Raw genomic sequence first — 23865 nt, forward strand, 5'->3', positions numbered from 1 at the left:
GGTGTGATCGTCAATATGGGATCAAAAGTAAAGGGTTTTGATGTTGGAGATACAATTGGTGTTGGTTACGATTGGTGTGGTGAATGCGACTTTTGCAAAGAAGGAAAAACAAGTCAGTGTCCACATCGAGGCATCATGAATATTGCTTCGGACGATGGCTATTATGGGAATTTTGGTTGTGGAGAATATGTAGTTAAAACTTATCGCGCGCTTTGTAAGATGGATCCTTCGGTAGACCCATCAGAAGCTGCTTTTGTCGAACCGGCAGGCACAGTTGTAGAAGGTTTGCGCAAATTAAGAGTAGTAAAAGGTGAAACAATAGTAGTTATTGGTGCAGGCACAATGGGAATTCTAAATGCCTTAATTGCACGCGAAATGGGGTGTCGTGTGATTTTAACCGAAATGATGCCTAAAAAAATTCAAACGGCAAGAGAGTATGGTTTCGATGTTGTTGACGTATCAAAAACGGACCCAGTTAAAGCTGTAAAGACGTTAACTAAGGAAAAAGGAGCAGATGCTGTAGTCGTTGCGGTTGGTGCTACGTCAGCCAATAATCAAGCCTTAGAGATGATTAAACAGATTGATGGACGAATTCTTTTATTTGCTGCTGGGTATCCTGCACCAGAAATGAATATTGATTCAAATACAATTCATTACAGAAAGATGGAGCTACTAGGAACATTCAGTGCAGATATAGATGATTTCCAATATGCAGCTGATCTGATTAGTGAGAAGAAGATTGATGTTTCCAAGTTGGTTGAAAAGAAATTCTCTCTGAAAGATGTTCAATCCGCATTTGAGGCAGCAACAGTCCCAGGTGCTTATCGAGTTAGTATCGTTTTTTAGTAAAGTAAAGGAGGAGAAACCATGTTACAAGCAGTTCTCGCAGGGTTAGTATTAGGTATTTGTAAAATGGATATGTTCTTTGGGTACTGTTATCTTTCACGACCACTAGTTGCTTCGACATTAATGGGATTAGCGTTGGGAGATGTGACCCAAGGGATCATTATCGGGGGTGTTCTTGAAGTTATTTTTATTGGTTCATTTCCAGTAGGTGCAGCAGTCAGTCCCGATGGCGCTGCAGCTGGGGTAATTGGAACAGCATTTGCGATTATGACCAATTCGGGTGCTGAACTTGCAACCGCTTTGGCAGTTCCTATTGGACTTTTAGGCGGCTTTCTATTTATTGTAGTAAAACTATTTAATTCTGTTTTTTCTACAGCTATGGGTAAACAATTGGAAAAGAGGAAAATGAAGGCGGCTTCACGGATTTATGTTATTGGATGTTGGATTTCTACATTTGGTATTTATTTTGTATTTGGTTTATTAGCTGTTTATTCAGGAAGCGGAGCCGTTCAAACCTTTGTTAAATCAATTCCAGTTGATGTGATTAACGGTTTATCTGCTGCAGCAAATTTGTTACCAGCTATTGGATTTGCCATGCTATTAAAAATGATAATTAGTAAGAAAATGTCTCCCTTTTTCTTTATTGGTTTTATGCTCGCTGCATATTTAAAGTTACCAACGATTGCAATTACTCTTTTGGCTGTAATGTTTGTAATTATCATGCTAACACCTCACAATTTGAATACTTCACCCGCTGTAGGACAGGAGGATATTGACGATGACTTCTAAATTATCAAAAAGAGATTTGAATCGAGTTTTTGTAAGATATATTGCACTGAACTGTATGAACGATTATCCAGGACAGATGCACAGTGGTTTCACGTTTTCAATGCTTCCGTCATTAGAAAAAATTTACGCAGAACATCCTGAAAAATTAAATGAGTCCGTGATGAGACACCATGCTGAGTACTTCAATATTACACCATCATTGGCGGGCTTTCCATTGGGAATAACGTTAGCGATGGAAGAAGAAAATGCTAAATCGGAAGATTTTGATGTTACTACAATAAGTGGTATGAAAACTGCATTAATGGGACCACTATCAGCTATCGGGGATACGATTTTCCCTGCAACACTTAGAATTATTGCCACAGCAATGGTAACTGAAATGGCGGCGAAAGGTAGTATTTTGGCTCCTATTATTTTCTTACTGGTGTATAACATCCCAAACTTTTTAGCAAGATTTTATTCTTTAAAATTAGGCTATAACTTGGGTAGTGACTTCATTATCCAATCAGAAAAGTCTAATATCATGCAAAAAGTTTCGTATGCTTGCTCTGTTGTGGGCTTAATGGCTATTGGTGCTATGTGTGCTTTTAATATCAAAATTTCTACACCGATTGTAATTGGTGGGTCAGTGAAAGATGGGGCAATGAAATTACAAGAAACCTTAGATAGTATTTTACCAGGAATGCTCTCGTTGATTCTCGTGGGTATTATTTACTGGCTTTTAGATAGAGGAGTGAAAGTGGTCCCTTTACTATTAGGTACAATGGTTGTTGGTGTCGCTCTGTTCATGTTGGGAATTATAGCTTAAGGAGAAATGGATATGAAGAAAGCATTAATCATTGGAGCGGGCAACATAGGGCGCGGCGTCGTAGGCTATTTATTAAATCGTGATGGTTATAAACTTTCATTTTATGATGTTCATCCAGAGCATTTGATAGAAATGAAGAATTTGGGCGGTTACTCAGTGTTTGTTGACGATAATAATAGACAGACAGAGTTTCATGTATCTGATTTTTTGATCATAGATTCAGATAAATTATCCAAAGCGTTGGAAGAACATGATTTTATCTTCTGCTGTGTTTATGAAGGAGCTTTTAAAAGTATTGCAGAAAATCTAGCAAGGGCTATACAAGATTGTGAGAAAAACAATTTTAAAAATGTCATGCTATGCGTTAATTCACTGGGAGCTCCTCAAAAATTTGTTCAATATATCAGCGAGTATTTGAAAAATGACCCTTTATCATTGGATTACTTTAATGAAAAAGTTGGAATAAATCAAGTTATGGTCCTTTCAGCAGCATTACCGCTTCCAAAAGAGTTAAGTGAAAATTATCCATATGCAGTTATGATTACTGCTAATCCTCATCTAGAAATTGATGGAATAACATTCACAGGAAAAAAACCAGAAATTCTAGATGTTGAATTTGTCGATAATGCTGAAGGAAGAATTTACAGGAAGGTATATGTAGGCAATATGCGTCATACTATGGCCGCTTTTATTGGAGTAATAGAAGGCTTAACATATATTTATGAATCACAACAAGATCCACGAATTAGACCTTGGCTGGAAAAGGCGTTTGATGAGGCACATCAAGCAATTAAGGCTACGTATGATTTTGATATGTCAGAAGACAAATATTGGGTTGATTATATGCAAGAAAAATTAAATCAAGACATTAAAGATCCTATTGAAAGAGTCATCGCAAATCCAGAATTGAAACTTGGCCCATCTGAACGGTTTATCGGTCCTGCTAAATTGTGTTTAAAGAAAAATATTTTGCCAATGTATATCGCAAAAGGAACAGCTTACGGACTAAAATATCTACAGAAAAAGGACCAACGTTCGATTGATGAGCTATTAGCAGAAGTTTGTGGTTTAAACAAGGAGAACGATTTTGTACTTTACCAATTAATAAAAAAACAAACTGAGTTGATTTAGTAGAAGGAGAGCAAAAATGAGATATAAAAAATTTGGTAGTAGCAATTTAGAGATTTCTTCTGTTGCAGTTGGAACTTGGGCAATGGGGGGAGAAAATTCTGCAGGAGGTAGCTTTGGAGAAGTAGATAGAAATGAATCCATCGCAGCAATTAAGACTATGCTGGATGGGGGAGTAAATATCATTGATACTGCACCAATATACGGAGAAGGAACTGCCGAAGAAATTGTAGGAGAAGCAATTAAAGGGTATGATCGTAGCAAAATTTTTATTGCTACAAAATTCGGATCTTATATTAGTCATTTTGATGGGAAACCAGTCCGTAACAATAAATATGATGCTATTTTGAAAGAAGTAGAAGAATCTCTTCAAAGATTAGGCACAGATTACATTGATTTCTATTTGATGCATTGGCCAGATGTGAATACACCTATTGAAGAAACAATGGCTGCATTAAATTATTTGAAAAAAAGTGGAAAAATTCGTTATATTGGTTTGTGTAATTCATCAAAGGAACTTATCGAAGAAGCGTTAAAGTTTGGAGAAGTAAATGTTATTCAACCCCCTTTTTCTATGGTTAATCATTCACAAAAAGAACTGATGGAATGGGCAGAAGCTAATGGAATAGCAACTATGACTTCAGGTTCGTTGGGAGCAGGAATTTTGACTGGAACGATTCGTGAATTACCAAAGTTTGATGAAAAAGACTTTCGATTAACCTTTTATCCATTTTTTAAGGAACCCGAATTTTCAAAGATTATGGAGTTATTATTGACGTTAGATAAAGTTGCAAAAAAATACGATAAACCAGTTGCACAAGTAGCAATTAATTGGTCAACTCAAAAGAGTTTTGTAAATACAGCTCTTTTAGGGGTTAGAAATCCAAATGAAGCTAAAATCAATTGTGAGACATTTGAATGGCAATTAAATGAAGATGATATTAAGTGTATTGATGATGAAATACTTCGGTTGGAAATTGGTAATTAAATGATCATCTAGCAAAAGAAAAATAGATAAAAGAAAGCACAAATGGTGTATGGAGGTTAATAAAATAAGCACGTACCCAGGAATACGTTTCTTTCTCAAGTTTGAGTATAGCACGAAAAAACGAGTAATTTTGCACTCGATTTTTCGTGCTATTTATTACGAGCCATGTTCTTTCCCCCTCTTTTATAGACACTAATCAATAATTGATATTAAGAAAATCGGTATATACAATTGGTAGAAATTAATCATCTGACTTGTATAGTTCTTTAGGGAATAATACCTTAGAATGTGTTTTGTTAAAATCAGATTGATGAGTACATAGTCTAAAAGCTTCTAAGTTGGTTCATTATTTTTAGAAGATTATCTTCATTCAAGCTAACTATTTTTAGTTTTCAAATATAATTTTATTTTTAGAGAATGGCAAGATCTGGTTAATGAGATAAAATCTTCCCTCAGATATTTTATGATAAACTGATACTATAACGCTTACTTTACGAGCAGCCTTTTTCGACGTAATGCTATTTGGAAGGGGGATAGTTATGTATAGAAAAGATAGAGTATACGACTTTTTGGAACGGTGTGTCAGTCATATCGGATATGTGGATATAAAAAATGGCTTTAATGGAATTGGAACGACAGAAATAGCGGAAGCGATCAGCATTGATCGAACGAACTGCAGCAAGGAATTGAACAAGCTGGTGAACGAGGGGAAACTGATCAAGGTTGAAGGCCGGCCGGTGAAGTTTTTCCCGACGAAAAAGATCATGGAGATTTTTGATCTGACGATTACTGGAAAAAGTGTAAAAAGGCTGAGTGATTTTTGCAGCGGAGAGGATGGCATCAATGCCTTTGATAAGGTAGTAGGAAATCAAGGCAGCTTAAAAATGGCGATTGAAAAGGCTTGTGCAGCGATGATTTATCCACCCCATGGATTAAATACGATTTTATCCGGAGAGACGGGAACGGGAAAAACGATGTTCGCTGACATCATGTACAAGTACGCAAAATCTCATGGCATATTGAACAAGGATGCTCCCTTTATCATATTTAACTGTTCTGAATACTCGGATAATCCGCAGCTGCTACTCTCGACACTTTTTGGATTTAAAAAGGGATCATTTACTGGTGCAGAGAAGGATCAGGCGGGCTTGGTCAGTAAAGCGAACAACGGGATTCTTTTTTTAGACGAGATTCATCGTCTTTCCTCAGAAGGGCAAGAAATGCTTTTTCATTTGATCGATACGGGAAATTACCGAAAATTGGGGGATAACGACAACTATCATTCTTCTCGAGTATTGATCATAGGAGCGACCACGGAGTCATTAGAGTCAGCGCTATTATCGACTTTTCTTAGGCGAATACCGATGGTGATTGATTTACCACCTATCAGTGATCGAGGAATAGATGAACGGCTAGAGCTGATCAGTATCTTCTTCAACCTGGAGTTTGATAAAATCCAAAAGCCTATAACGATCAAAAAAAGTGTCTTGAAATCATTGCTCGGATATCACTGTGTTGGAAATGTCGGACAGCTAAAAGCAGATATCAATCTAATTTGCGCCCGAAGCTACCTTGATTCAATCTCGAATCATGAAGAAAGCATTCAAGTGACTAAAAAAGTTCTTCCCAGCTACATATTGGAGGGAATATTGAATGGGGAGAAGAATAAAGAAATTGATTTTTTATTGTCTAAGCTTGATGGGGATTTAGTGATTGATGGCGCATCAATGCCTAAATCCCTGATAAATAGTCAAATGTGGTATAAAAGGCTGGATAAAAATGCTAGTCTGAGCACGATTAAAAAAGAGCTGGAGCAAAGCATCCTAGAGGAATATCCATCTTCACCTTATAGTCGGACAGAGCACGAGAATATTTTCAAGGTTATTGAACCAAGTATCTACTACGAAGTGGATATTATTCTAAAAATAGCGGAAAGAAAGCTGCAGAAGAAGTTTTCGAAGCGAACCTATATTGCCTTTGCGATGCATGTCAATTCCTTGATCAACCAGCCAGTGGTGCATTCTGGGATTGATATTACAGTCGAGGAGCTGAGCGCCAAATATCCGAAAGAATTGGAAGTTGCTCGCTTAGTCAAAAAACATTTGGAATTCGAACTGGGGATAAAGTTTTCACCTGAAGAGGAATATCTATTCACACTCTTTCTTTCGATGGACGAGCAAAACGATAAGTCAAATGAGACCAAGCGTGTCGGACTTTTATTGATGGCTCATGGGAATGGTGTGGCGAAGAATATCGCAAAAGTCGCAAACTCTCTGTTAGACACACAGCACACCCACGCTTTAGATATGCAGTTGGAAAAATCTGTCGATGAATTCTATTTTGAGTTTGAGGAGACGGCCAATGAAGTTAATGAAGGGAAAGGCATCCTGATCATGACAGATATGGGTTCGCTGAATTCATTCGGGGAGCTCTACACCGAAAAAACAGGTATTCCAACGAAAACGATCAATTTTTTATCGACACCTTTTGTCTTAGAGGCGTTAAGAAAGACTCTAATTTCTGACTATAAGCTGGAGGAAATCTATTCAGAAGTAAAGGACATCATGCATGCCCACGTGGATGGGGACATTCAACGGTCAAAAACGAAACCTGAAACGAGAGAAGTCATCATTACGACCTGTCTAACCGGTCAGGGAGCGGCAATTACGTTAGCGAACTTCCTGAGAAATTCAATCACTTTAATTTCTAAATACAACATTGAACTCTTTCCTACCAATAGTTCTGATTATCGGCTGGAGGATTTCAAAAATAAAAAAATTCTAGCAGTAGTAGGAGTCAGTGATCTGAATATCACTCAGGTCCCCTTTATTCCATCGGAGAAAATTCTTTTGGATAACGGCTTGTCGCAGCTGAATGAGATCATTGAGGCCAATTATTCTGACTCGGATGGGAAGAACTCTTTTGAAGTAACGAATGAAAATGGCTTGCGGATCATTTTGGAAGAAACACTGACATTTTTGAATCCAGAGAAAACCTTGAAAACATTAGTTCATGCTTTTGAAGGGATAAAAGACGATTTGGTGACAGGGGAAAGTGCGGAGCGCTATCTGATCATGTTTGTTATGCATGGCGCCAGTATGATCGAACGTGTAATTCGAAATGAATGTATTGATTATCCTGATATCGCAAGCAGTATGCGTGATCGATCAGAGACCTACCAAATTCTGAAACGAGGGATGGTCGAGGTCGAAAGTACGTTTATGCTGGAGGTTCCGAATGTGGAAATCGGCTATTTAATGGATCTCTTTGACACAGAGTGACACACTAACTGGTTTTCCCAGAATATTTTGACACGGTAAATTACGTGACAGAGTCGAACGCTGACTCTGTCACTTTTTTTGCTTTAGAGAAGGTTGGCACGGAACTTGCTAAATAGAAAAGTAGAAGGACTATTTTGGGGAAAGGAGTAGAAAAAGACATTGATTTAATTGGATAGCAGAGTATAAAAACGTGGAAGGAAATGAGGAAGATGGGAAAGATAAAGTTGATTCGGGCGGATTTTAGATTGATTCATGGACAGGTGATTACTAAATGGTTAAAAGAGGCTGGAGCGAAAAAACTCGTCATTATCAATGATGCGCTAGCAAAGGACGATTTTCTAGGCAATATCTATGTAATGGCAGCACCACCGGGAATCAAGGTGGAGATCAAAACCATTGATGATGCTGTCAAGCAGTGGCAAGAAGATGCATTTGGAGCAGAAGATTTATTGATTTTATTCAAGTCAGTCAAGGATAGCTATCAAGCACAATTATTAGGGTTTCCCATTGAGACACTGCAGATTGGCGGATTGGGCGGAGGACCGGGCCGAGTGAACGTCCTAAATCAAATTTCCCTTGATCAAGAGGATGCGGAATTACTAAAGGAAATCCAATCCAAAGGGACACATGTGTATCTACACGTTTTACCGACAGAACCAAAGGTTGAGTTAAATGCCGCATTGAGCAAAATGAATTAGGAAAGGGGTAAGGTGAAAATGACTTCAAATTTCGGTATGGCATTAACAGCAGGTCTACTTTATTTTATGAGGCACTGCAAGATCGGTTATTGGTTTTATGATGTTTTTGGACAGCCATTATTTATTGGAATGATTTTTGGGTTAGGTTCAGGAGATTTAAAGACCGGATTACTTTTAGGCGGAACGATCCAGCTTGTTTATTTAGGAATGATCATGCCCGGAGGAAACATCCCCTCCGATCCGGCGCTGGCTTCGGTGATCGCTATTCCAATTGCGTTGAAATCAGGACTAACTGCGGAGCAGGCGGTGGTGTTAGCTGTACCATTTGGTGTACTTGGTGTTTTCATTGATCAGATCAGACGTACTATGAATGCCATGTTTATACATAGAGCAGACACCTTTGCAGAAAGTGGAAATGGCAGCGGAATCTTTAGAGAAGGTGTGATCTATCCGATCATCCAAGGATTCGTTCTCCGCTTTCCAATTGTTTTTCTCGTGACCCTGTTTGGCTCAGATGTAGTGAATTCTATCATGGATTTTCTGCCAGAATGGATTATGCATGGGTTGGAAGTCGCAGGAGGTTTGTTACCAGCCCTCGGTTTTGCAATCGTAGTGTATACGATTGGTAAAAAATCGATTCTGCCATATTTTATCATTGGCTATTTTGCTGTCGTCTATTTAGAACTGAACACCATGGCAGCAGCTGTATTTGGTTTATGTATCGCTATATTAGTCGTTAGTTCAAGAAAACCAGAAAGTGAGGGTGCCTGATATGGAGAACAATGTCGTAGAAAACGAGAAAAAAGTGACACTTTCCAAGAAATCCTTGAAAAAAACCTATTTTTGGTGGGTCTTTACTACCGAGCTAAGCAATTCTTATGAGCGACTGCAGGCCTTGTCTTTTTGTGTGAGCCTGCTGCCATCCTTGAAGGAACTCTATAGCGGTGAATCTGATGAATACAAAGCCGCACTTAGACGGCACCTGCAATTTTTCAATTCAGAGGGAACTTTTGGCGGATTGATCTTAGGAGTGATTTGCTCTTTAGAGGAGGAGCGAGCTGGCGGGGCGGAGCTGCCGGATGAAATGTTCTCTGGATTAAAAACCGGCTTAATGGGTCCAATGGCCGGGATTGGTGATACCATCATTTGGGGAACACTGCGTCCGATTATCTTTTCGATAGCAGTGACTTTAGCACAATCAGGTAATATTTTAGGCGGGCTTTTTCCGTTCCTGTTTTCATTTATCAGCTTGGCACTTGGGTACAATATGTTCAAATTCGGTTATAAGGTCGGCAGAGAATCAATCCAGTCATTACTAGGATCAGGAATGATCAACAAGGTGATCACGGGCTCAAGTATCTTAGGACTTATTATGATGGGGGCTCTGTCTGCCAGTTATGTCAAGCTTTCCATACCGATCAAAATCAAGTTAAGTAATGCGAATCCAATCGTCATCCAAGAATTATTAGACCAAATTCTTCCGGGAATGCTGCCGCTACTGGTAATTGCGGCCATCTATCTATATTTCATGAAGAAGGGTCAAAGCTACAACTTAGTAATCGGAGTGATCATTGCGGTATCGCTAGTAGGATCGCTGATTGGTTTATTTTAAAAAGTTGTCGTTTGTGGGCATGAAAACTGGATTGGAGGAGAACATGGAAAAGCATATTCTTGTTTTAACACATGGCGATTTTGGCGAAAGTCTCTTGAAATCTGCGCAAATGATCATTGGCGAAGTGTCAGAGGTAACATCAGTTTCTCTGACACCAGAAGACTCTGGGGATACATTCTATGAAAAGATTGAGCAGGAGATTTCGAACGTATCGAAGGAGATCATTTGTCTAGTCGATATGTTTGGCGGAAGTCCCTGTACGACTGCATTGCGGCTGTCGAAAAATCGCTCGATTACCATTATCTGCGGGCTAAATCTGCCTATGTTTATCGAGCTCTATAATCAATTATCGATGGGAGAAACTATTGAGAACGAATCGTTGATTAAGATCGCGAGAGACAATATCTTTGATGTCGCAAAAAAGGTTTTCCAGTGAGCATCAATATTTACAGTTAATTTACGAAAGGAGTTTGATAAATGACTAGTCCAATCATCGAGACAACAAAAGGGAAAGTGCAGGGAATAAACATTAACGGTGTAGATAAATTTCTGGGGATTCCATTTGCGAAACCTCCAATTGGAGAAAGAAGATTTTTTCCTCCTGTCGAAACCGATACATGGGAAGGTGTATTGGATGCTAGTAGCTTTAAAGCTAGTCCGATGCAACTGCCAGGAAGCTCTGAAGGAGCGATGTATCCGCCGGAAAAACGAACTGCGCCAAGCGAAGATTGTTTGTATCTCAATGTTTATGCGCCAGAGAACGCGTCTGGGAAAAATCTGCCAGTAATGGTCTGGCTGTATGGTGGACACTATATGAACGGCTCCTCCACTTCAGCAGGCTGTGAGGGAAGTAATTTTGCCAAAAATCAAAAGGTAATCGTTGTCACCTTTAACTATCGTGTTGGAATATTTGGTTTTATGGCTCATCCAAAGCTAAAGAAAACGGATCAAAAAGCGACAAATGCTGGACTTGAGGACATGCTAGCCACGTTAAAATGGATCAGAGAAAATATCTCAAGCTTTGGAGGGAATCCAAATAACGTTACGCTGTTTGGCGTGTCAGCCGGGTCTTCAGCGATCAATGTCTTATTGACCTGTCCGGCAGCAGAGGGACTCTTCCATGCTGCGATCACCCAAAGCGGATCGCCCTTTAATCATGACGAATGGGACATTAATGAAGCACAGGAACAAACTCGCTGCTTAAATTATTTAGCAAAAATCGGTGTCAGTGAAGACGAGCTATTCTGTGTTTCCGCAGAAAAACTGTTAAGTGATCCTGAAGCTTACGAAGCCTCCGAGTTTTGTCCTTATGTGGACGGACGATTAGTCCCTGCTCGTTTGGAGGAATCCTTCTTGGCTGGGAAGATTCATGATATTCCTATTATTCTCGGCTGTACAGCGGATGAAGCCTTCATTCTCCTTGGAGAACGAGAAAAGGTTACAAAAGAACGTTTTGAAAAAACAGTGGCGACCAAATATCCAGATCATAAGGTTGCTATCTATAATAAATATGGTGCCTATTTGGATCAATCACCTGCGTATGCGTTAGGACGTTTTCGGTCAGACAATACGATCGCAAATATGAGATATTTTGCCTCCTGTCTTGTTGAGTTTCGTACCTCGCCGACCTATTTTTACATTTTCCAAAAAGTCACACCAGGCAAAGAACCTTATTATTACGGCGCCTATCATGCCAGTGAGAATGCCTACCATTTTCAAAATTTAAATAGCGAGTTCATCAATTATGGGGAAAGTGACGTTCGAGTAAGCAATACAATGGCGAAATATTGGGCGAATTTTGCAGCGTGTCATGATCCGAATAGCAAGGCTTTGCCAGAATGGAAGAAATTTACACCACAGACAAATCAAATTATGTATATCGATGATCCTTGCGATTGTGTTCCCTTAAAAACCAAAGCTTTGACGGAAGAGTTGCAAAAAATTCTAGAGGAAAGAACGGAAAAAAGCGTGAGAAGGGCAGAATCAAGGATTTAAAGAGATTGAGCTTGGATTAAAAAGATAAAAAAAGCAGAAAAACTCGAAAACAATGGAAACTTTTACCACAGTCGGGATTTTCTGCTTTTTTCTTTTATAAATGATTATCCAATTTCTACTTAGTTGAGTGTATCGCGTCTTGTATTTTTTCTAAACTAGGGATAGATAAGGTATCGTCAGAGGTCATGACTAAGGTAAACAAAAGATCCATGATTAGCATTTGCGCTAATCTTCTTGTATAGATTCCCATGTTTTTATATTTTAGTTCCTCAGTTGTTGCAATGAGTGTGAAATCAGCAACTTTAACCAATGAAGTATTATTGAAGCTGGTTATCACGATAATCGGTACATCATTTTTTTTCAAAATATCGGCAATTCGAAGGATATCAGAATTCTCGCCACTATGAGATACAATAATTGCACAACTTTTTTTCGTGAGTTTTCCTGCTTTGAGCAATTGCATGTGGTAATCCATATTAAACTCTACTTCTAGAGGTGAGCGCAAGAATTTATGAAATCCATCCAGAGCTACTGGCGCAGACCCGCCGAGTCCGAAGAAGACAACCTTATTAGCTTGAATTAACGTATTGACTACTTGTTGTAATTGTTCATAGTCAAGCAAGCTAGCGGTAGTAGCCAAAGATTGTGTTGAAACCTCTAATACTTTTTCAGCGATCGCCTGAAAACTATCCTCTTCATAGATTCCTTCAAAAATTTTTTTCTTCGAACTATTTGATAAAAGAACAGTCAATTCTTTAAATCCAGATAGTCCAATTTTCTTCGAAAAAAGAAAGACGGTTGATTCAGCAACTCCACAGATTTCCGATATCTCGGAAATAGTCTTTGTTTTGGCTTCTTCTGGACTCTTTAGTAAGTAGTCAGCGATTCTTTTTTCTTTTTTTGTCATTGTTGGATAATTTGTTTGAATAACGCTTTCTAAGTAGACCATTATGTTCCTCCTAAATCAATATCGAAAAAATTCGATTTATTTTGTTTACTTTTCGAAAATATTCTATATAATAAAAATATATTTATTAATCGTAGATGGAAATAAAAAAATTTCAGTTTTAGTATATCACACTTTCATCAATGATTAAATTCAATAAAAATAGGGGGAAGTAAGATGGCAGAAATTGGTTTAGTAAGAGTAGACAGCCGCCTGCTGCATGGACAGGTAGTTACTCGTTGGATTGGACAGGTCGGTGCAAGTGAGGTCATTATTTTTGATGATGATTTGTCACAAGATGAATTCATGATTGAAGTGTTCAAAATGGCTGCCCCAAATGATGTAAAGCTTATTGTTAGAGGAGTAAATGATATAGAAGATACCTTAAATGGGCGAGAGTTAAAACATACAATCATTCTTTTTAAAAACATTCCTATGTTACTAAAAGGAATGAAAACGAATACAAAAATTGAAAAGGTTCAAATTGGCGGTATTGGTGGTGGACCAGAAAGAGTTGTTGTGTTCAAGAATATCACGTTGACAAAGAATGAGTACAATGATCTTCAAAATTTAGCTTCAGAGGGTATTCGTATCTATCTTCAAACGGTACCTGAAGAAAAAGAAGTTAGTTTAAAAGATATAGAAAACAAATTTAAATAGTAGGAGGAAAGAACATGACGATTTTTCAGGCAATTATTTTAGGTATACTATTTTGTTTTTGTCGAATGGGGATCCTATACACATGGCCCAAAAATATTCCTTTGTTTGGGGCGTTGTTGATTGGGATTGTCTTGGGCGATGTTCCGCAGGCAATGATTATTGGCGCAGCTATCCAAGCTATCTATATGGGTGTGATACAACCCGGAGGAAATATACCTACAGATCAGGTGTTAGCTACATTTATCGCTCTTCCAATTGCTATTCAAACAAATTTGTCTCCAGAGGTTGCGGTTACTTTAGCAGTTCCGGTTGGACTATTGGGTATTCTGCTGGACTATATTCGTAGAACGGTTAATGCTGCTTGGGTCCACATGGCAGATAGCTATGCAGAAAAAGCTAATACTAAAGGAATTATGCGCGCACACTTTTTATATCCTACTTTGTCTTTGATATTTATTTACATTATTCCTGTAGCGATAGCGATTTATTTAGGACCAAATGCGGTAAAAAGCTTTATGAACTTTATTCCAGAATGGATTATGACAGGACTTCAGGTTGCGGGAGGAATTCTTCCAGCGTTAGGATTTGCAATCACGATTTCAGTCATTGGGAAAAAAGGAATTCTGCCATATTTTGTTTTAGGTTTCTTCTTATTCCAGTATGCTCAGCAAGTAAACACCATTGCTTTCGCATTACTTGGGATATTCATGGCCTTTCTGCATATCACGTTTACTAAATCAAATTCATCTGAGGAAGCGGGGATCTTATAATGAATGAAAATCAAGTAGATACAAAGAAGCTGTTAACAAAAAAAGATATCCGACGATCATGGATGCTTTGGTTAGGCACATGTGAGCTGTCAAACTCTTTCGAACGACTACAAAGTTTATCTTTTGTCGGCTGTCTCGCACCGATTTTGAAAAAGCTGTATAAAGATGATGAAGAATTAAGCTTAGCTTTTAAACGTCATTTGACCTTTTTTAATACTGAAGGCATTTGGGGAAGCCTAATCCACGGAATTGTAATAGCGATGGAAGAAGAACGAGCAAAAGGTGAAGAGATCTCAGATGATATGATTACTGGTCTAAAAACGGGCTTCATGGGTCCATTGGCTGGAATCGGAGATACGGTGGATTGGGGAACTATTCGTCCAATCGTTATAGGATTATTTTTGCCATTGGCTTCTGCTGGAAGCTGGATCGCCGGGTTAGGCCCCTTTGTCGTAGTTAGTTTGATTACATCTACCATTAGCTACTATCTATGGCATTTAGGCTATAAAGTAGGTCGGAAGAGTATTTTGCAAGTGTTAAAAGACGGTCGAATTAATCAGTTTATTATGGCATCTAGTATTTTAGGAATGTTCATGATGGGAATTCTATCTTCTCAATATGTCAAGCTGGAACTGAAGCCTTTTCTGATGGTGAATGGAGAAAAAACGACAATCCAATCCTATGTGGATCAGATTCTTCCGGGACTTCTACCGATAGCTGCAGTATTTATTCTGTACTATTTAATCAAGAAGAGAAATGTTAAGTATACAACTATTTTATTGGGTGTTTTAGTCTTTTCATTATTAGGGGCACTAGTCGGATTATTCTAGGGAGGAAATCATGCAGTCAGACGTTAAAAATACAATTTATAAAAATGTTGAAGAGAATAAGTTAGATTTAATTCGGATCAGTGAGTATATTCACGAAAATCCTGAGTTGGGATATAAAGAATTCAAGGCAGTAGAGAAATTGACGAGTTACTTAAAAGAGAAGGGGAATGAAGTTATTATTCCTTTTGGAGGACTAGATACATCTTTTAGCGCCTCGTTCACACAGGGGAAAGGAGAAAGACATATTGCAGTACTGGCAGAATATGATGCATTGCCTAAATTAGGTCATGCATGTGGACACAATATTATTTGTACATCCGCTCTAGGTACCTATCTAGCTGCAAAGAGGGCGATGGAGAAGTTCAATATTTCTGGAAAAGTTTCTATTATTGGAACACCCGCAGAAGAAGGCGGTGGCGGGAAAATAAAATTACTGGAAGCGGGTGTATTTGATGGGATAGATGCCTCATTGATGGTGCATCCTACATCAGGAACTACTCGAATTGCTGGTAGATGTACGACTACGTATTCATTTACAATCGAATTTTTTGGACAGTCTGCACATGCTGCAAGTCAGCCCTTTAAAGGTATTAATGCTTTGGATGCAGCAAATCTTTTTTTCAATGCGATTGGATTTTTACGCCAGCAGGTGACCTCGGATGTCCGTATGTCAGGATACATTGTTGATGGCGGTAATGCCAGTAACGTTATTCCAGACTATACTAAAATTCAATACAGTATTCGTTGTATGGAAGATCAAGAAATGTCTAGCTTAGTTGAGAGAGTGAAGAGTTGTATTCAAGCTGCTGCTTTAGCAACCGGTTGTAAGGCAAATATTATTGAAGAAAAAGGCTACGCCGCCCGTACCTTTAGTGAAACATTAGGAAATATTTGTCGTGATGCTTTGGAAGAGCAAGGCGAGGAAGTGTTAACAGGGTTTCCAGATGATTTTGGATCAACTGATTTTGGAAATGTTAGTCAAATAATCCCAACAACAAACCCATACTTTAGCTTGAATAAGACACGGGTATCATTACACACACCAGAATATGAAAGACTGGCTAATCAGCCTATTAGCCATACAGCCATCGAACGTTCTGCTAAAGCAATGGCTTGTACAATCATTGAATGTTTCTTAAATGATTCGATTTTGGAACGTGCTAAAAATGAAAAATCGAATGAAGTCAGTATAGATATGAGGCCAAGATAAGGGAAGTGATAAAATGATCGCAATACTCGTTGGAAGTCACGGAAATTACGCTAAGGAAGCATTAAAAAGTGCTGAAATGGTCATCGGTGAACAAAAAAATACTGCCTATTTCACATTGACTGAGATGATGGATTTATCAATGACAATAGAGGCTGCGGAAGTAGCTTATCAGTCATTGGATAAAGAAACAGGCACATTGATTTTGACTGATATTGTTGGAGGAACGCCAACAAATGTTGCAACGGTTCTAAAGAAGAAGGAAAAAAATATTTCTTTGCTAGCTGGATTTAATATGCCTTTATTATTAGAGGCATTATTAAATAGGGAACAGGAGTTAGAAGAACTTGTTGTCTATTTAAAAGAGCTGTTTGAAGGCACCTTAACAGAAATAATTTAGCGAACGGATGAAATGATTTCTTAGAAAAATAAATATGAGAGAAAAATGCTAGATAATGATAAAACTCCCCTAATTAGGATCAATAAATAGTTGAATCCTAGTTAGGAGAGTTTTTAAAAGAAAGGCAAGCTTTAATCCAATTTTAAAATAAGTTACACGATAATCACCAGATTAAGATAAATGGATTAGAGTAACAAAAAGCAAAGAGGTATGAGGAAATGAAACATTTGTCAATTAATGAAGTAAAAGCAAGAAGAGCACAATCCTAAAAAAGAATGTGCTCTTTAATTGTTTCGCGTTTAGAGATTGAATATTCACACGTTAGTAAATTTAACTATCGGCTTTAATAATCTTTATACGTGAATTGAATTGCTGTTCAATACTCTTGTCCAAATTAGCATCGGTGATCAGTATATCTACTTCTTCGAATGTACAAAATGTAGAACTGGAGTCCTTATTGAACTTTGTACTGTCGACTAATGCGATCGATTTTTTTGAATTGATCACGTTTGTGCGTTTATGTTTTACTTCCATCAAATTATTTTCGGAAAATCCTCCATCCAATGAAAGTCCCGAAGCTGAAAAGAAATAGGTGTCTATATTAAAATTATCCAAAATAGGACTGAAAAATTCGTCATAAATTGTATTTGAATTTGCTTTTAGCAGCCCACCGATGGCTAACACATTGATATGTCGATTTTGTTTTAGAATTGCGCCTGTAGATATTCCATTTGTAATCACGGTAAGCTGTTCACTGAACGTCACCAATTCAGATGCAAATTCAAAACAGGTAGAACTGGAGTCTAACAGGATCGTATCTCCTTTCTTTACAAATTCTATCGCTTTTTTGGCGATTGCTTTTTTTTCTTCTTTATTGACGAATGCACGTTCACTGTATTCGGTAATTCCATCTGTAAGATCTTTACCCATAATTTCTTCTTTGAGCATAATCCCACCATGGATTCTAGTTAGGTCATTATGCTTTTTTACTAATTTGTCCAAATCGTTCCTAACCGTCGGCCGAGTAACTCCTAACTCCTCTGCCAAATTATTAACATAAACGACTCTTTTTTCTAAGATCAGTTTACGAATGAACTCTTCTCTTTCTGTAGCTAACATAATATCTACTCCTTTGATTTTCATTATAAGTCATACTAAAAGAAAAATAAAGAAAAAATATACATGCGAAAAGAAAACGAAGAGATATAAATAAACTTCCTTAAATCCAACATCAATTTTTGGTTTTTAAGAAAAACACAAAATAAATTTTTCTTTTTTTAAATTTATGTTGACTAAAAGAAAATATAGTAGTACATTGTGTGTGTAAAAAGAAAATAAAAGAAAGAAAAAGAAAGAGGTAGTGATATGTTAATTAGTGGAAAAGAAATGTTAGACGTAGCAAAGGAACATCATTTTGCTGTTCCAGCGTTCAATGCGGGCTCAGGTCAATTGCTGTCAGCGGCAATGGATGCCTGTGAAGAAGCTAAGTCACCGTTCATGATGGCGATTCATCCATTAGAGTTGGAGTTTTTGAGAGACAGTTTTATTAGTCAGGTCATTTATGAAGCAAATCATAGCCGGATTCCAGTTGCGATCCATTTGGATCATGGAGCTTCATTTGATCAAGTGATGCACGCGATTCAGCTAGGATTCACCTCAGTAATGATTGATAGCTCGCACTTACCTTTCGAAGAAAATATTGCAGTTACACAGAAAGTCGTCGAAGCGGCTCATGCGGTTGGTGTATCTGTTGAAGCAGAGCTGGGAACAATCGGTGATACTGGAAACACGGTAGAAGGCGGAGTAAGTGAAGTTGTTTATACAGATCCAGCAAAAGCAAAAGAGTTTGTTGAAAGAACTGGGATTGATTCTTTAGCAATTGCTATCGGAACGGCTCACGGAATTTATCCAAAAGATGTTAAACCAAAATTACGCCTGGACATTTTACGTGAAATCATCAAAGTCGTAGATATTCCATTAGTTTTACATGGAGGATCAAGTAATCCAGATAAAGAAATTGGCGAGTCTGTTGAATTGGGAATTTCAAAGATTAACATCTCCTCTGATATTAAGATTTCATTTACAGAAAAACTAAGAGACATCTTAAATAATGGTAATCTAGAAATTCGTGAACCAAATGTGATCTTCCCGGATTGTATTGAGGAATCTAAGAAGACCGCGTTGCATAAAATTAAGTTGTTCAAATCGGACAACAAAGCAGATCTTTACCATAAATAAGAAGACTATTTGGAGGTAAATCATGCAAGAAATTAATTTAGAGCAGATTTTGGATGAAGAAATCATGGGCGTTCAACTTCCTGGCAATTCCAAAGAAGATACGATTCACTACTTAGCGAAGCTTCTACTTGATAAAGGATACATTAAGGAAATAGATGGATTCGTTAAAGATATTTACTATCGCGAGTTGCTTGGAAAGACGGGGATCGGCAATTTTATTGCGATCCCTCATGGTCAAAGCGAAAGCGTTATCACTAATGGGATTGCAATCGGTGAATTCAAAAATGAGATTCCTTGGGAAACATTAGACGAAAAACCAGTCCGAATTGTTTGTTTATTTTGTGTAAAGGCTGGAGATGGAGGTGAAAACGAGCATCTACGAATGTTAGCGGCCTTAGCTGGAAAATTAGGAAATGATGAAGTAGTTGCACAATTACTCAATGCCAAAAATGTATCAGAGATGAAAAAAGCATTTTTATAGGAGGAGAAATATGAAAATCGTAGGAATAGCAGCATGTACTGCAGGAATTGCCCATACGTATATTGCCAAAGAAAAACTGGAAAATGCAGCTAAAAAAGCCGGACACGACATTCATGTAGAAACGCAAGGAACAATTGGAACTGAAAATCCGATTCCAGAAAGTGCTATTAAGGAGGCGGATGTGGTTGTGATCGCTGCCGATGTAAAAGTAAGCGGTAAGGAACGCTTTGAAGGCTTGCGCGTCATTGAGATACCTACAGAAGTAGTTATTAAATCTCCGAACAAATTTATTGAAAAAATTGAAGAAATTGTAAACCAATAACGAAAGGATGCGATGGAAATGACGGACACAAAGCAAAGCGGGAAATTGTTTACAAATTTAAAACAGCATGCACTTACAGCTATTTCATATTTAATTCCAATTGTTGTTAGCGGCGGTTTTTTGTTAGCAATTGGAAGTCTCTTAGGCGGTGCAACAATTAATGATATCAAAGAATCTTACAATTTCTTTGATGTGATGTACACGATGGGTGGATTAGTACTAGGAATGCTGCCGGTAGTTATCGCAACTGGGATATCATTTTCGATTTCCGATAAACCCGGGATCGCACCAGGGTTTCTCGTTGGGCTGATTTCTATCAATATGAATGCAGGGTTTATTGGTGGATTTATTGGCGGGTATATAGCTGGCTACTTGACCAGATTCTTAAAAGAAAAAATTAAAGTACCGTTGTGGGCTGAAGGCTTGAAACCAATGTTGATCATTCCTTTTATTTCATCCGTAGTCGTTGGATTCATTATGTATTTCGTTTTAGGTTTCCCAATTTCAGCTCTTACAGACACATTGAATAACTTCTTATTAGGGTTGGATACAAGTCAAAAACTAATGTTTGGATTAATCGTCGGTGTATTGTCTGCTATCGATTATGGCGGACCGATCAATAAAGTGGTCTTCGCATTTTTATTGTCCTTACAGTCAGAAGGAATCAATGAACCAATGGCAGTATTAATGTTGGCCTCTATGGTCACGCCTTTTGGAATGTCCATTGCTTTCTTCTTGCAAAAGATCTTTAAAAAGAACATTTACAACCGGATGGAAGTAGAGACATTAAAGACCGCTTTTCCGATGGGAGTATGTATGATTACCGAAGGATGTTATCCAATTATCTTTAATGATTTATGGCGGTGTATCGTGTCTACAGGTATCGGTGCAGGTATCGGGGGTGCATTGAGCATGATTTGGGGTGCAGCTTCTCCAGTTCCTCACGGTGGTTTGTTTGCCATGGTAACGATGACAAATCCTCTTGGGTGGTTTGCGGCATTAATGATCGGCTCAATAGTAGATGCTGTTTTATTATTAGTGTTGAAGAAGCAAGTCGATTACGACGATGTGAAAGAGAGTCAAGCAGAAGATGAAAAAGACATTGATTTGTCTGATATAAAAATTAGTTAAGGTGGGTAATAACTATGAGTGGAGCAACTGAAGAATACAAACAGGCAGTGAAGGATCTATACAAAAAATCTCAAATCGTTCTCACAGATGAAGAGTTAGAATCAGTGGATTATGCAGATTTTGGTTTAGATAATTTGGAAGAAGAAGGTTTGAACTTGATTCTGTATGTAAATAATACTCGATATTGTGCGAAAGAAATGGTTTTATTGCCAAATCAAACATGTCCAGAACATTTACATCCAGATTGGAATGGGCACGAAGGCAAACAAGAAACGTTTCGCTGTCGTTGGGGCGAGGTTTATCTTTATGTAGAGTCTGATGAACCGTTAGATCCTGAAAAAATTAGTGTAAGTATTCCAAAAAATAGTCAAGAATACTATACCGCAAGTAAAGAATATCGTTTATTGCCGGGAGAACAATATACGATTGATCCTAAATTAAAACATTGGTTTAAGGCTGGAAAAGACGGTGCAGTGATCAGTGAGTTTTCTTCTCCTAGTTATGATGAATATGACGTGTTTACTGATCCTAATGTGAAACGAGTTATCATGGATCGTTAGTGCACAAATTACTAAAGCGCTTTCGGTTGTTTTTAATCGTAAAGCGCTTTAAGTATACCGTGGGAGGCTCTTATGAAAAAAATTTTGAATTCAAAAGAAACGTTGATTGAGGATATGCTGGCCGGATTTATAGCCGCTGAAGGAAAAAGGGTTGCTCAATCATCTGCAAATTCTCAAGTTCTTTTTCGAAAGGAAAAAAAAGCAGGGAAAGTCGGGATTGTCAGTGGTGGAGGAAGTGGTCATGAACCTCTTTTCTTTGGATTGCTAGGGAAAAATATGGTGGATGCGGTAGCAATAGGCAATTTTTTTGCTGCACCAACACCAGGAACCGTTTTGGAAGCAATCAAACAAGCGGATCAGGGTGCGGGTGTAATTTGTCTTTTTGGAAATTATGCGGGTGATGTCCTAAATTTTGACATGGGTGTTGAACTAGCAGAGATGGAAGATATTAAAGCGTATAATTTACCGATCGCGGATGATGTGGCATCAGCTGGAAAAGAAGAACAAAGAGAGCGTCGCGGAATTGCCGGTGACTTATTCGTCATTAAAGAAGTCGCCGCGGCAGCAGCTCAAGGATGTTCTTTAGAAGAGTGTTTGAGAGTTGGAGAGAGTGCAAATCAACGTATTTTCTCAATCGGTGTTGGAATTTCTCCTGGGACAAATCCTGTTAATGGTCAAAAGAATTTTGAGTTGGCCGATGATGAAATCGAGTTTGGTCTAGGAATTCACGGTGAACCAGGAATTGAACGGATGAAGATGCTGGATGCTAAAAGCTTGGTTCAACGGATGGTCGATAAGCTTCTCGTAGAACTAATGCTATTTGAAGAAAAAGAAGTCATTGTCTGTATTAATGGTTTGGGCGCTACTACGCATCTAGAGTTGTATACAGTTAATCACGAAGTGGACAAGCTGTTAAGGGAAAAAAATTTTAATGTCTACGATACTGTCGTTGGAAGTATTTGTACAACACAGGAGATGGCAGGTTTCTCTATTACAGTGCAGGTATTGACAGAGGAGTTAAAAGAAATGTATCAAATGGATGCCTACAGTCCCTGCTATTTTCACAAGGAGGACTATTGATGGAAAGATTAACTAGTGAAAAAGCGAAAGCGATGTTGATTTTCACAGCTGAGGAATTGATTAAAAAGGAAGAGTATTTAGGTGACATCGATCGTGCGATCGGTGATGGTGATCATGGTATCGGGATGTCTAATGGTGCGAAAGCTATTTGTGACGTTCTGCAGAATGATTCGATTACAGATATTGATCAGGTATTCAAAAAAGCCGGGATGGCGATGATGGAATCAATGGGAGGCGCATCAGGAGTTATTTTCAGCTCTTTATTCTTGGGAGTAGGGAAGGCTGCCGGAAAAAAAGAGGACTTGTCGGTTGAAGAATTTGGTGCTGGTCTTCGAGAAGCGGTGGCGATGATTCAAAAAAGAGGCAAAGCGCAATTAGGAGATAAGACCATGTTAGATTCTTTAATCCCCGTTGCAGATGTTTTTCAAAAGACACAATCGGTTGATTTTTTAGAGGTTTTGGAGGAGGCCGTTCAGGCGGCCTATGAAGGGGTTGAAAAAACCAAAAAATATCTTGCAAAATTTGGTAGAGCAAAATTTTTAGGAGAGCGATCGTTAGATAAACAGGATGCTGGTGCGACTTCGGTTGCAATTATTTTTGAAGCAATGCACGAATATTTAAAAGGAGGAATTATGATGAAGGTTGGTTTTGGTGCAGATGAAAATGCGGTTGAATTTAAAAATACTTTGAAGGAGTATGCAGAAGAATTAGGTTATGAGGTTGTCGATTTTGGTTACTATAGTGATTCACCCGTTGATTATCCGGCAATCGCTTTTGAAGTGGCGAAAGCAGTGAAATCCGAAACGATTGATCGTGGGATATTATGTTGTGGGACAGGGATTGGAATGGCGATCGCCGCGAATAAAGTTCCAGGTATCCGTGCCGCGCAATTGACTGATATTTATTCAGCTGAACGTGCGCAATTAAGCAATAATGCACAAATTGCTACGTTTGGAGCTTTCGTTCAGGGAATCGATTCTGCCAAACTATTATTGGAGGAATACTTATCTCAATCTTTTGAAGCCGGAACAAGATCTGAACGGAAAATTAATCAGATAATGGATTATGAAAAAAATCTAGCAAAATAAAGGGAGA

Annotated in this window: 25 protein-coding genes; 23 read left to right on the forward strand and 2 right to left on the reverse strand. The window is 38.2% G+C overall.

Going from position 1 to position 23865, the window contains the following annotated elements:
• The 11 genes from OMU_RS00005 to OMU_RS00055 all read left to right on the forward strand — a co-directional run.
• Positions 1-846 (forward strand): zinc-dependent alcohol dehydrogenase (locus OMU_RS00005; RefSeq protein ID WP_016177907.1); only part of this gene is annotated, 846 nt, incomplete at its 5' end.
• 21 nt (positions 847-867) lie between these two features.
• Positions 868-1635 (forward strand): PTS sugar transporter subunit IIC, encoded by a 768-nt coding sequence (locus OMU_RS00010; RefSeq protein WP_016177908.1) that lies wholly within the window; start codon positions 868-870, stop codon positions 1633-1635.
• A complete protein-coding gene (locus OMU_RS00015) occupies positions 1625-2443 on the forward strand; it encodes a PTS system mannose/fructose/sorbose family transporter subunit IID (RefSeq protein WP_016177909.1) in 819 nt (272 codons plus the stop codon). The genes OMU_RS00010 and OMU_RS00015 overlap by 11 nt, the downstream gene beginning before the upstream one ends.
• Positions 2444-2455: 12 nt before the next feature.
• Positions 2456-3574, forward strand: a complete 1119-nt coding sequence (locus OMU_RS00020; RefSeq protein WP_016177910.1) for a mannitol dehydrogenase family protein — start codon at positions 2456-2458, stop codon at positions 3572-3574.
• A gap of 16 nt (positions 3575-3590) precedes the next feature.
• Positions 3591-4559, forward strand: coding sequence for an aldo/keto reductase (locus OMU_RS00025; protein ID WP_016177911.1), 969 nt, complete (start codon positions 3591-3593; stop codon positions 4557-4559).
• Positions 4560-5098: 539 nt separating this feature from the next.
• On the forward strand, positions 5099-7840 hold the full coding sequence (locus tag OMU_RS00030; protein ID WP_016177912.1) for a sigma-54-dependent transcriptional regulator: 2742 nt from the start codon (positions 5099-5101) through the stop codon (positions 7838-7840).
• A 209-nt stretch (positions 7841-8049) separates the two neighbouring features.
• The gene (locus OMU_RS00035) at positions 8050-8538 is read left to right on the forward strand and encodes a PTS sugar transporter subunit IIB (RefSeq protein ID WP_016177913.1); all 489 of its coding nucleotides are present in this window, start codon (positions 8050-8052) and stop codon (positions 8536-8538) included.
• 18 nt (positions 8539-8556) lie between these two features.
• The gene (locus tag OMU_RS00040; protein ID WP_016177914.1) at positions 8557-9309 is read left to right on the forward strand and encodes a PTS mannose/fructose/sorbose/N-acetylgalactosamine transporter subunit IIC; all 753 of its coding nucleotides are present in this window, start codon (positions 8557-8559) and stop codon (positions 9307-9309) included.
• 1 nt (position 9310) lies between these two features.
• Entirely contained in the window at positions 9311-10150 is an 840-nt protein-coding gene (locus tag OMU_RS00045; RefSeq protein WP_016177915.1) for a PTS system mannose/fructose/sorbose family transporter subunit IID, read from the forward strand.
• Positions 10151-10193: 43 nt separating this feature from the next.
• Positions 10194-10586, forward strand: coding sequence for a PTS sugar transporter subunit IIA (locus OMU_RS00050; protein WP_016177916.1), 393 nt, complete (start codon positions 10194-10196; stop codon positions 10584-10586).
• 41 nt (positions 10587-10627) lie between these two features.
• Positions 10628-12145 (forward strand): carboxylesterase/lipase family protein, encoded by a 1518-nt coding sequence (locus tag OMU_RS00055; protein WP_016177917.1) that lies wholly within the window; start codon positions 10628-10630, stop codon positions 12143-12145.
• A 115-nt stretch (positions 12146-12260) separates the two neighbouring features.
• Here OMU_RS00055 and OMU_RS00060 read toward each other — a convergent pair whose 3' ends face one another.
• Positions 12261-13094 carry a MurR/RpiR family transcriptional regulator gene (locus tag OMU_RS00060; protein ID WP_016177918.1) on the reverse strand — a complete coding sequence of 278 codons (834 nt, stop codon included), beginning with the start codon at positions 13092-13094 and terminating at the stop codon, positions 12261-12263.
• 174 nt (positions 13095-13268) lie between these two features.
• Between OMU_RS00060 and OMU_RS00065 the strand changes: the two genes are divergently transcribed.
• Genes OMU_RS00065 through OMU_RS00085 form a run of 5 tightly spaced genes read left to right on the forward strand, consistent with a single transcriptional unit; the run spans position 13269 to position 16958 of the window.
• Complete coding sequence (locus OMU_RS00065) at positions 13269-13751, forward strand: PTS sugar transporter subunit IIB (protein ID WP_016177919.1); 483 nt, start codon at positions 13269-13271, stop codon at positions 13749-13751.
• A 14-nt stretch (positions 13752-13765) separates the two neighbouring features.
• On the forward strand, positions 13766-14521 hold the full coding sequence (locus tag OMU_RS00070) for a PTS mannose/fructose/sorbose/N-acetylgalactosamine transporter subunit IIC (protein ID WP_016177920.1): 756 nt from the start codon (positions 13766-13768) through the stop codon (positions 14519-14521).
• A complete protein-coding gene (locus OMU_RS00075; protein ID WP_016177921.1) occupies positions 14521-15351 on the forward strand; it encodes a PTS system mannose/fructose/sorbose family transporter subunit IID in 831 nt (276 codons plus the stop codon). The genes OMU_RS00070 and OMU_RS00075 overlap by 1 nt, the downstream gene beginning before the upstream one ends.
• A gap of 10 nt (positions 15352-15361) precedes the next feature.
• Positions 15362-16561 carry a M20 family metallopeptidase gene (locus OMU_RS00080; protein WP_016177922.1) on the forward strand — a complete coding sequence of 400 codons (1200 nt, stop codon included), beginning with the start codon at positions 15362-15364 and terminating at the stop codon, positions 16559-16561.
• 13 nt (positions 16562-16574) lie between these two features.
• Positions 16575-16958, forward strand: a complete 384-nt coding sequence (locus tag OMU_RS00085) for a PTS sugar transporter subunit IIA (protein ID WP_016177923.1) — start codon at positions 16575-16577, stop codon at positions 16956-16958.
• Between the two features lie 330 nt (positions 16959-17288).
• Here the strand turns inward: OMU_RS00085 and OMU_RS00090 are convergent, their stop codons facing one another.
• On the reverse strand, positions 17289-18077 hold the full coding sequence (locus OMU_RS00090; protein WP_016177924.1) for a DeoR/GlpR family DNA-binding transcription regulator: 789 nt from the start codon (positions 18075-18077) through the stop codon (positions 17289-17291).
• A 246-nt stretch (positions 18078-18323) separates the two neighbouring features.
• On the opposite strand from OMU_RS00090, the gene OMU_RS00095 reads away from it, so the two are divergent.
• The 7 genes from OMU_RS00095 (at position 18324) to dhaL (ending at position 23858) form a co-directional block, all read left to right on the forward strand.
• Complete coding sequence (locus OMU_RS00095) at positions 18324-19196, forward strand: ketose-bisphosphate aldolase (RefSeq protein WP_016177925.1); 873 nt, start codon at positions 18324-18326, stop codon at positions 19194-19196.
• Positions 19197-19218: 22 nt separating this feature from the next.
• Positions 19219-19677 carry a PTS sugar transporter subunit IIA gene (locus OMU_RS00100; protein ID WP_016177926.1) on the forward strand — a complete coding sequence of 153 codons (459 nt, stop codon included), beginning with the start codon at positions 19219-19221 and terminating at the stop codon, positions 19675-19677.
• A gap of 10 nt (positions 19678-19687) precedes the next feature.
• Entirely contained in the window at positions 19688-19999 is a 312-nt protein-coding gene (locus OMU_RS00105; RefSeq protein ID WP_016177927.1) for a PTS fructose transporter subunit IIB, read from the forward strand.
• Between the two features lie 18 nt (positions 20000-20017).
• Positions 20018-21130 carry a PTS fructose transporter subunit IIC gene (locus tag OMU_RS00110; protein WP_016177928.1) on the forward strand — a complete coding sequence of 371 codons (1113 nt, stop codon included), beginning with the start codon at positions 20018-20020 and terminating at the stop codon, positions 21128-21130.
• A gap of 14 nt (positions 21131-21144) precedes the next feature.
• Complete coding sequence (locus tag OMU_RS00115; protein WP_016177929.1) at positions 21145-21690, forward strand: D-lyxose/D-mannose family sugar isomerase; 546 nt, start codon at positions 21145-21147, stop codon at positions 21688-21690.
• Between the two features lie 72 nt (positions 21691-21762).
• Complete coding sequence (locus tag OMU_RS00120) at positions 21763-22770, forward strand: dihydroxyacetone kinase subunit DhaK (protein ID WP_016177930.1); 1008 nt, start codon at positions 21763-21765, stop codon at positions 22768-22770.
• On the forward strand, positions 22770-23858 hold the full coding sequence (gene dhaL / locus OMU_RS22725; protein WP_016177931.1) for a dihydroxyacetone kinase subunit DhaL: 1089 nt from the start codon (positions 22770-22772) through the stop codon (positions 23856-23858). Before OMU_RS00120 ends, dhaL begins: the two co-directional genes overlap by 1 nt.
• Positions 23859-23865: the final 7 nt, after the last annotated feature.

It is taken from the genome of Enterococcus avium ATCC 14025 (assembly GCF_000406965.1).
Taxonomy (GTDB): Bacteria; Bacillota; Bacilli; order Lactobacillales; family Enterococcaceae; genus Enterococcus_A; species Enterococcus_A avium.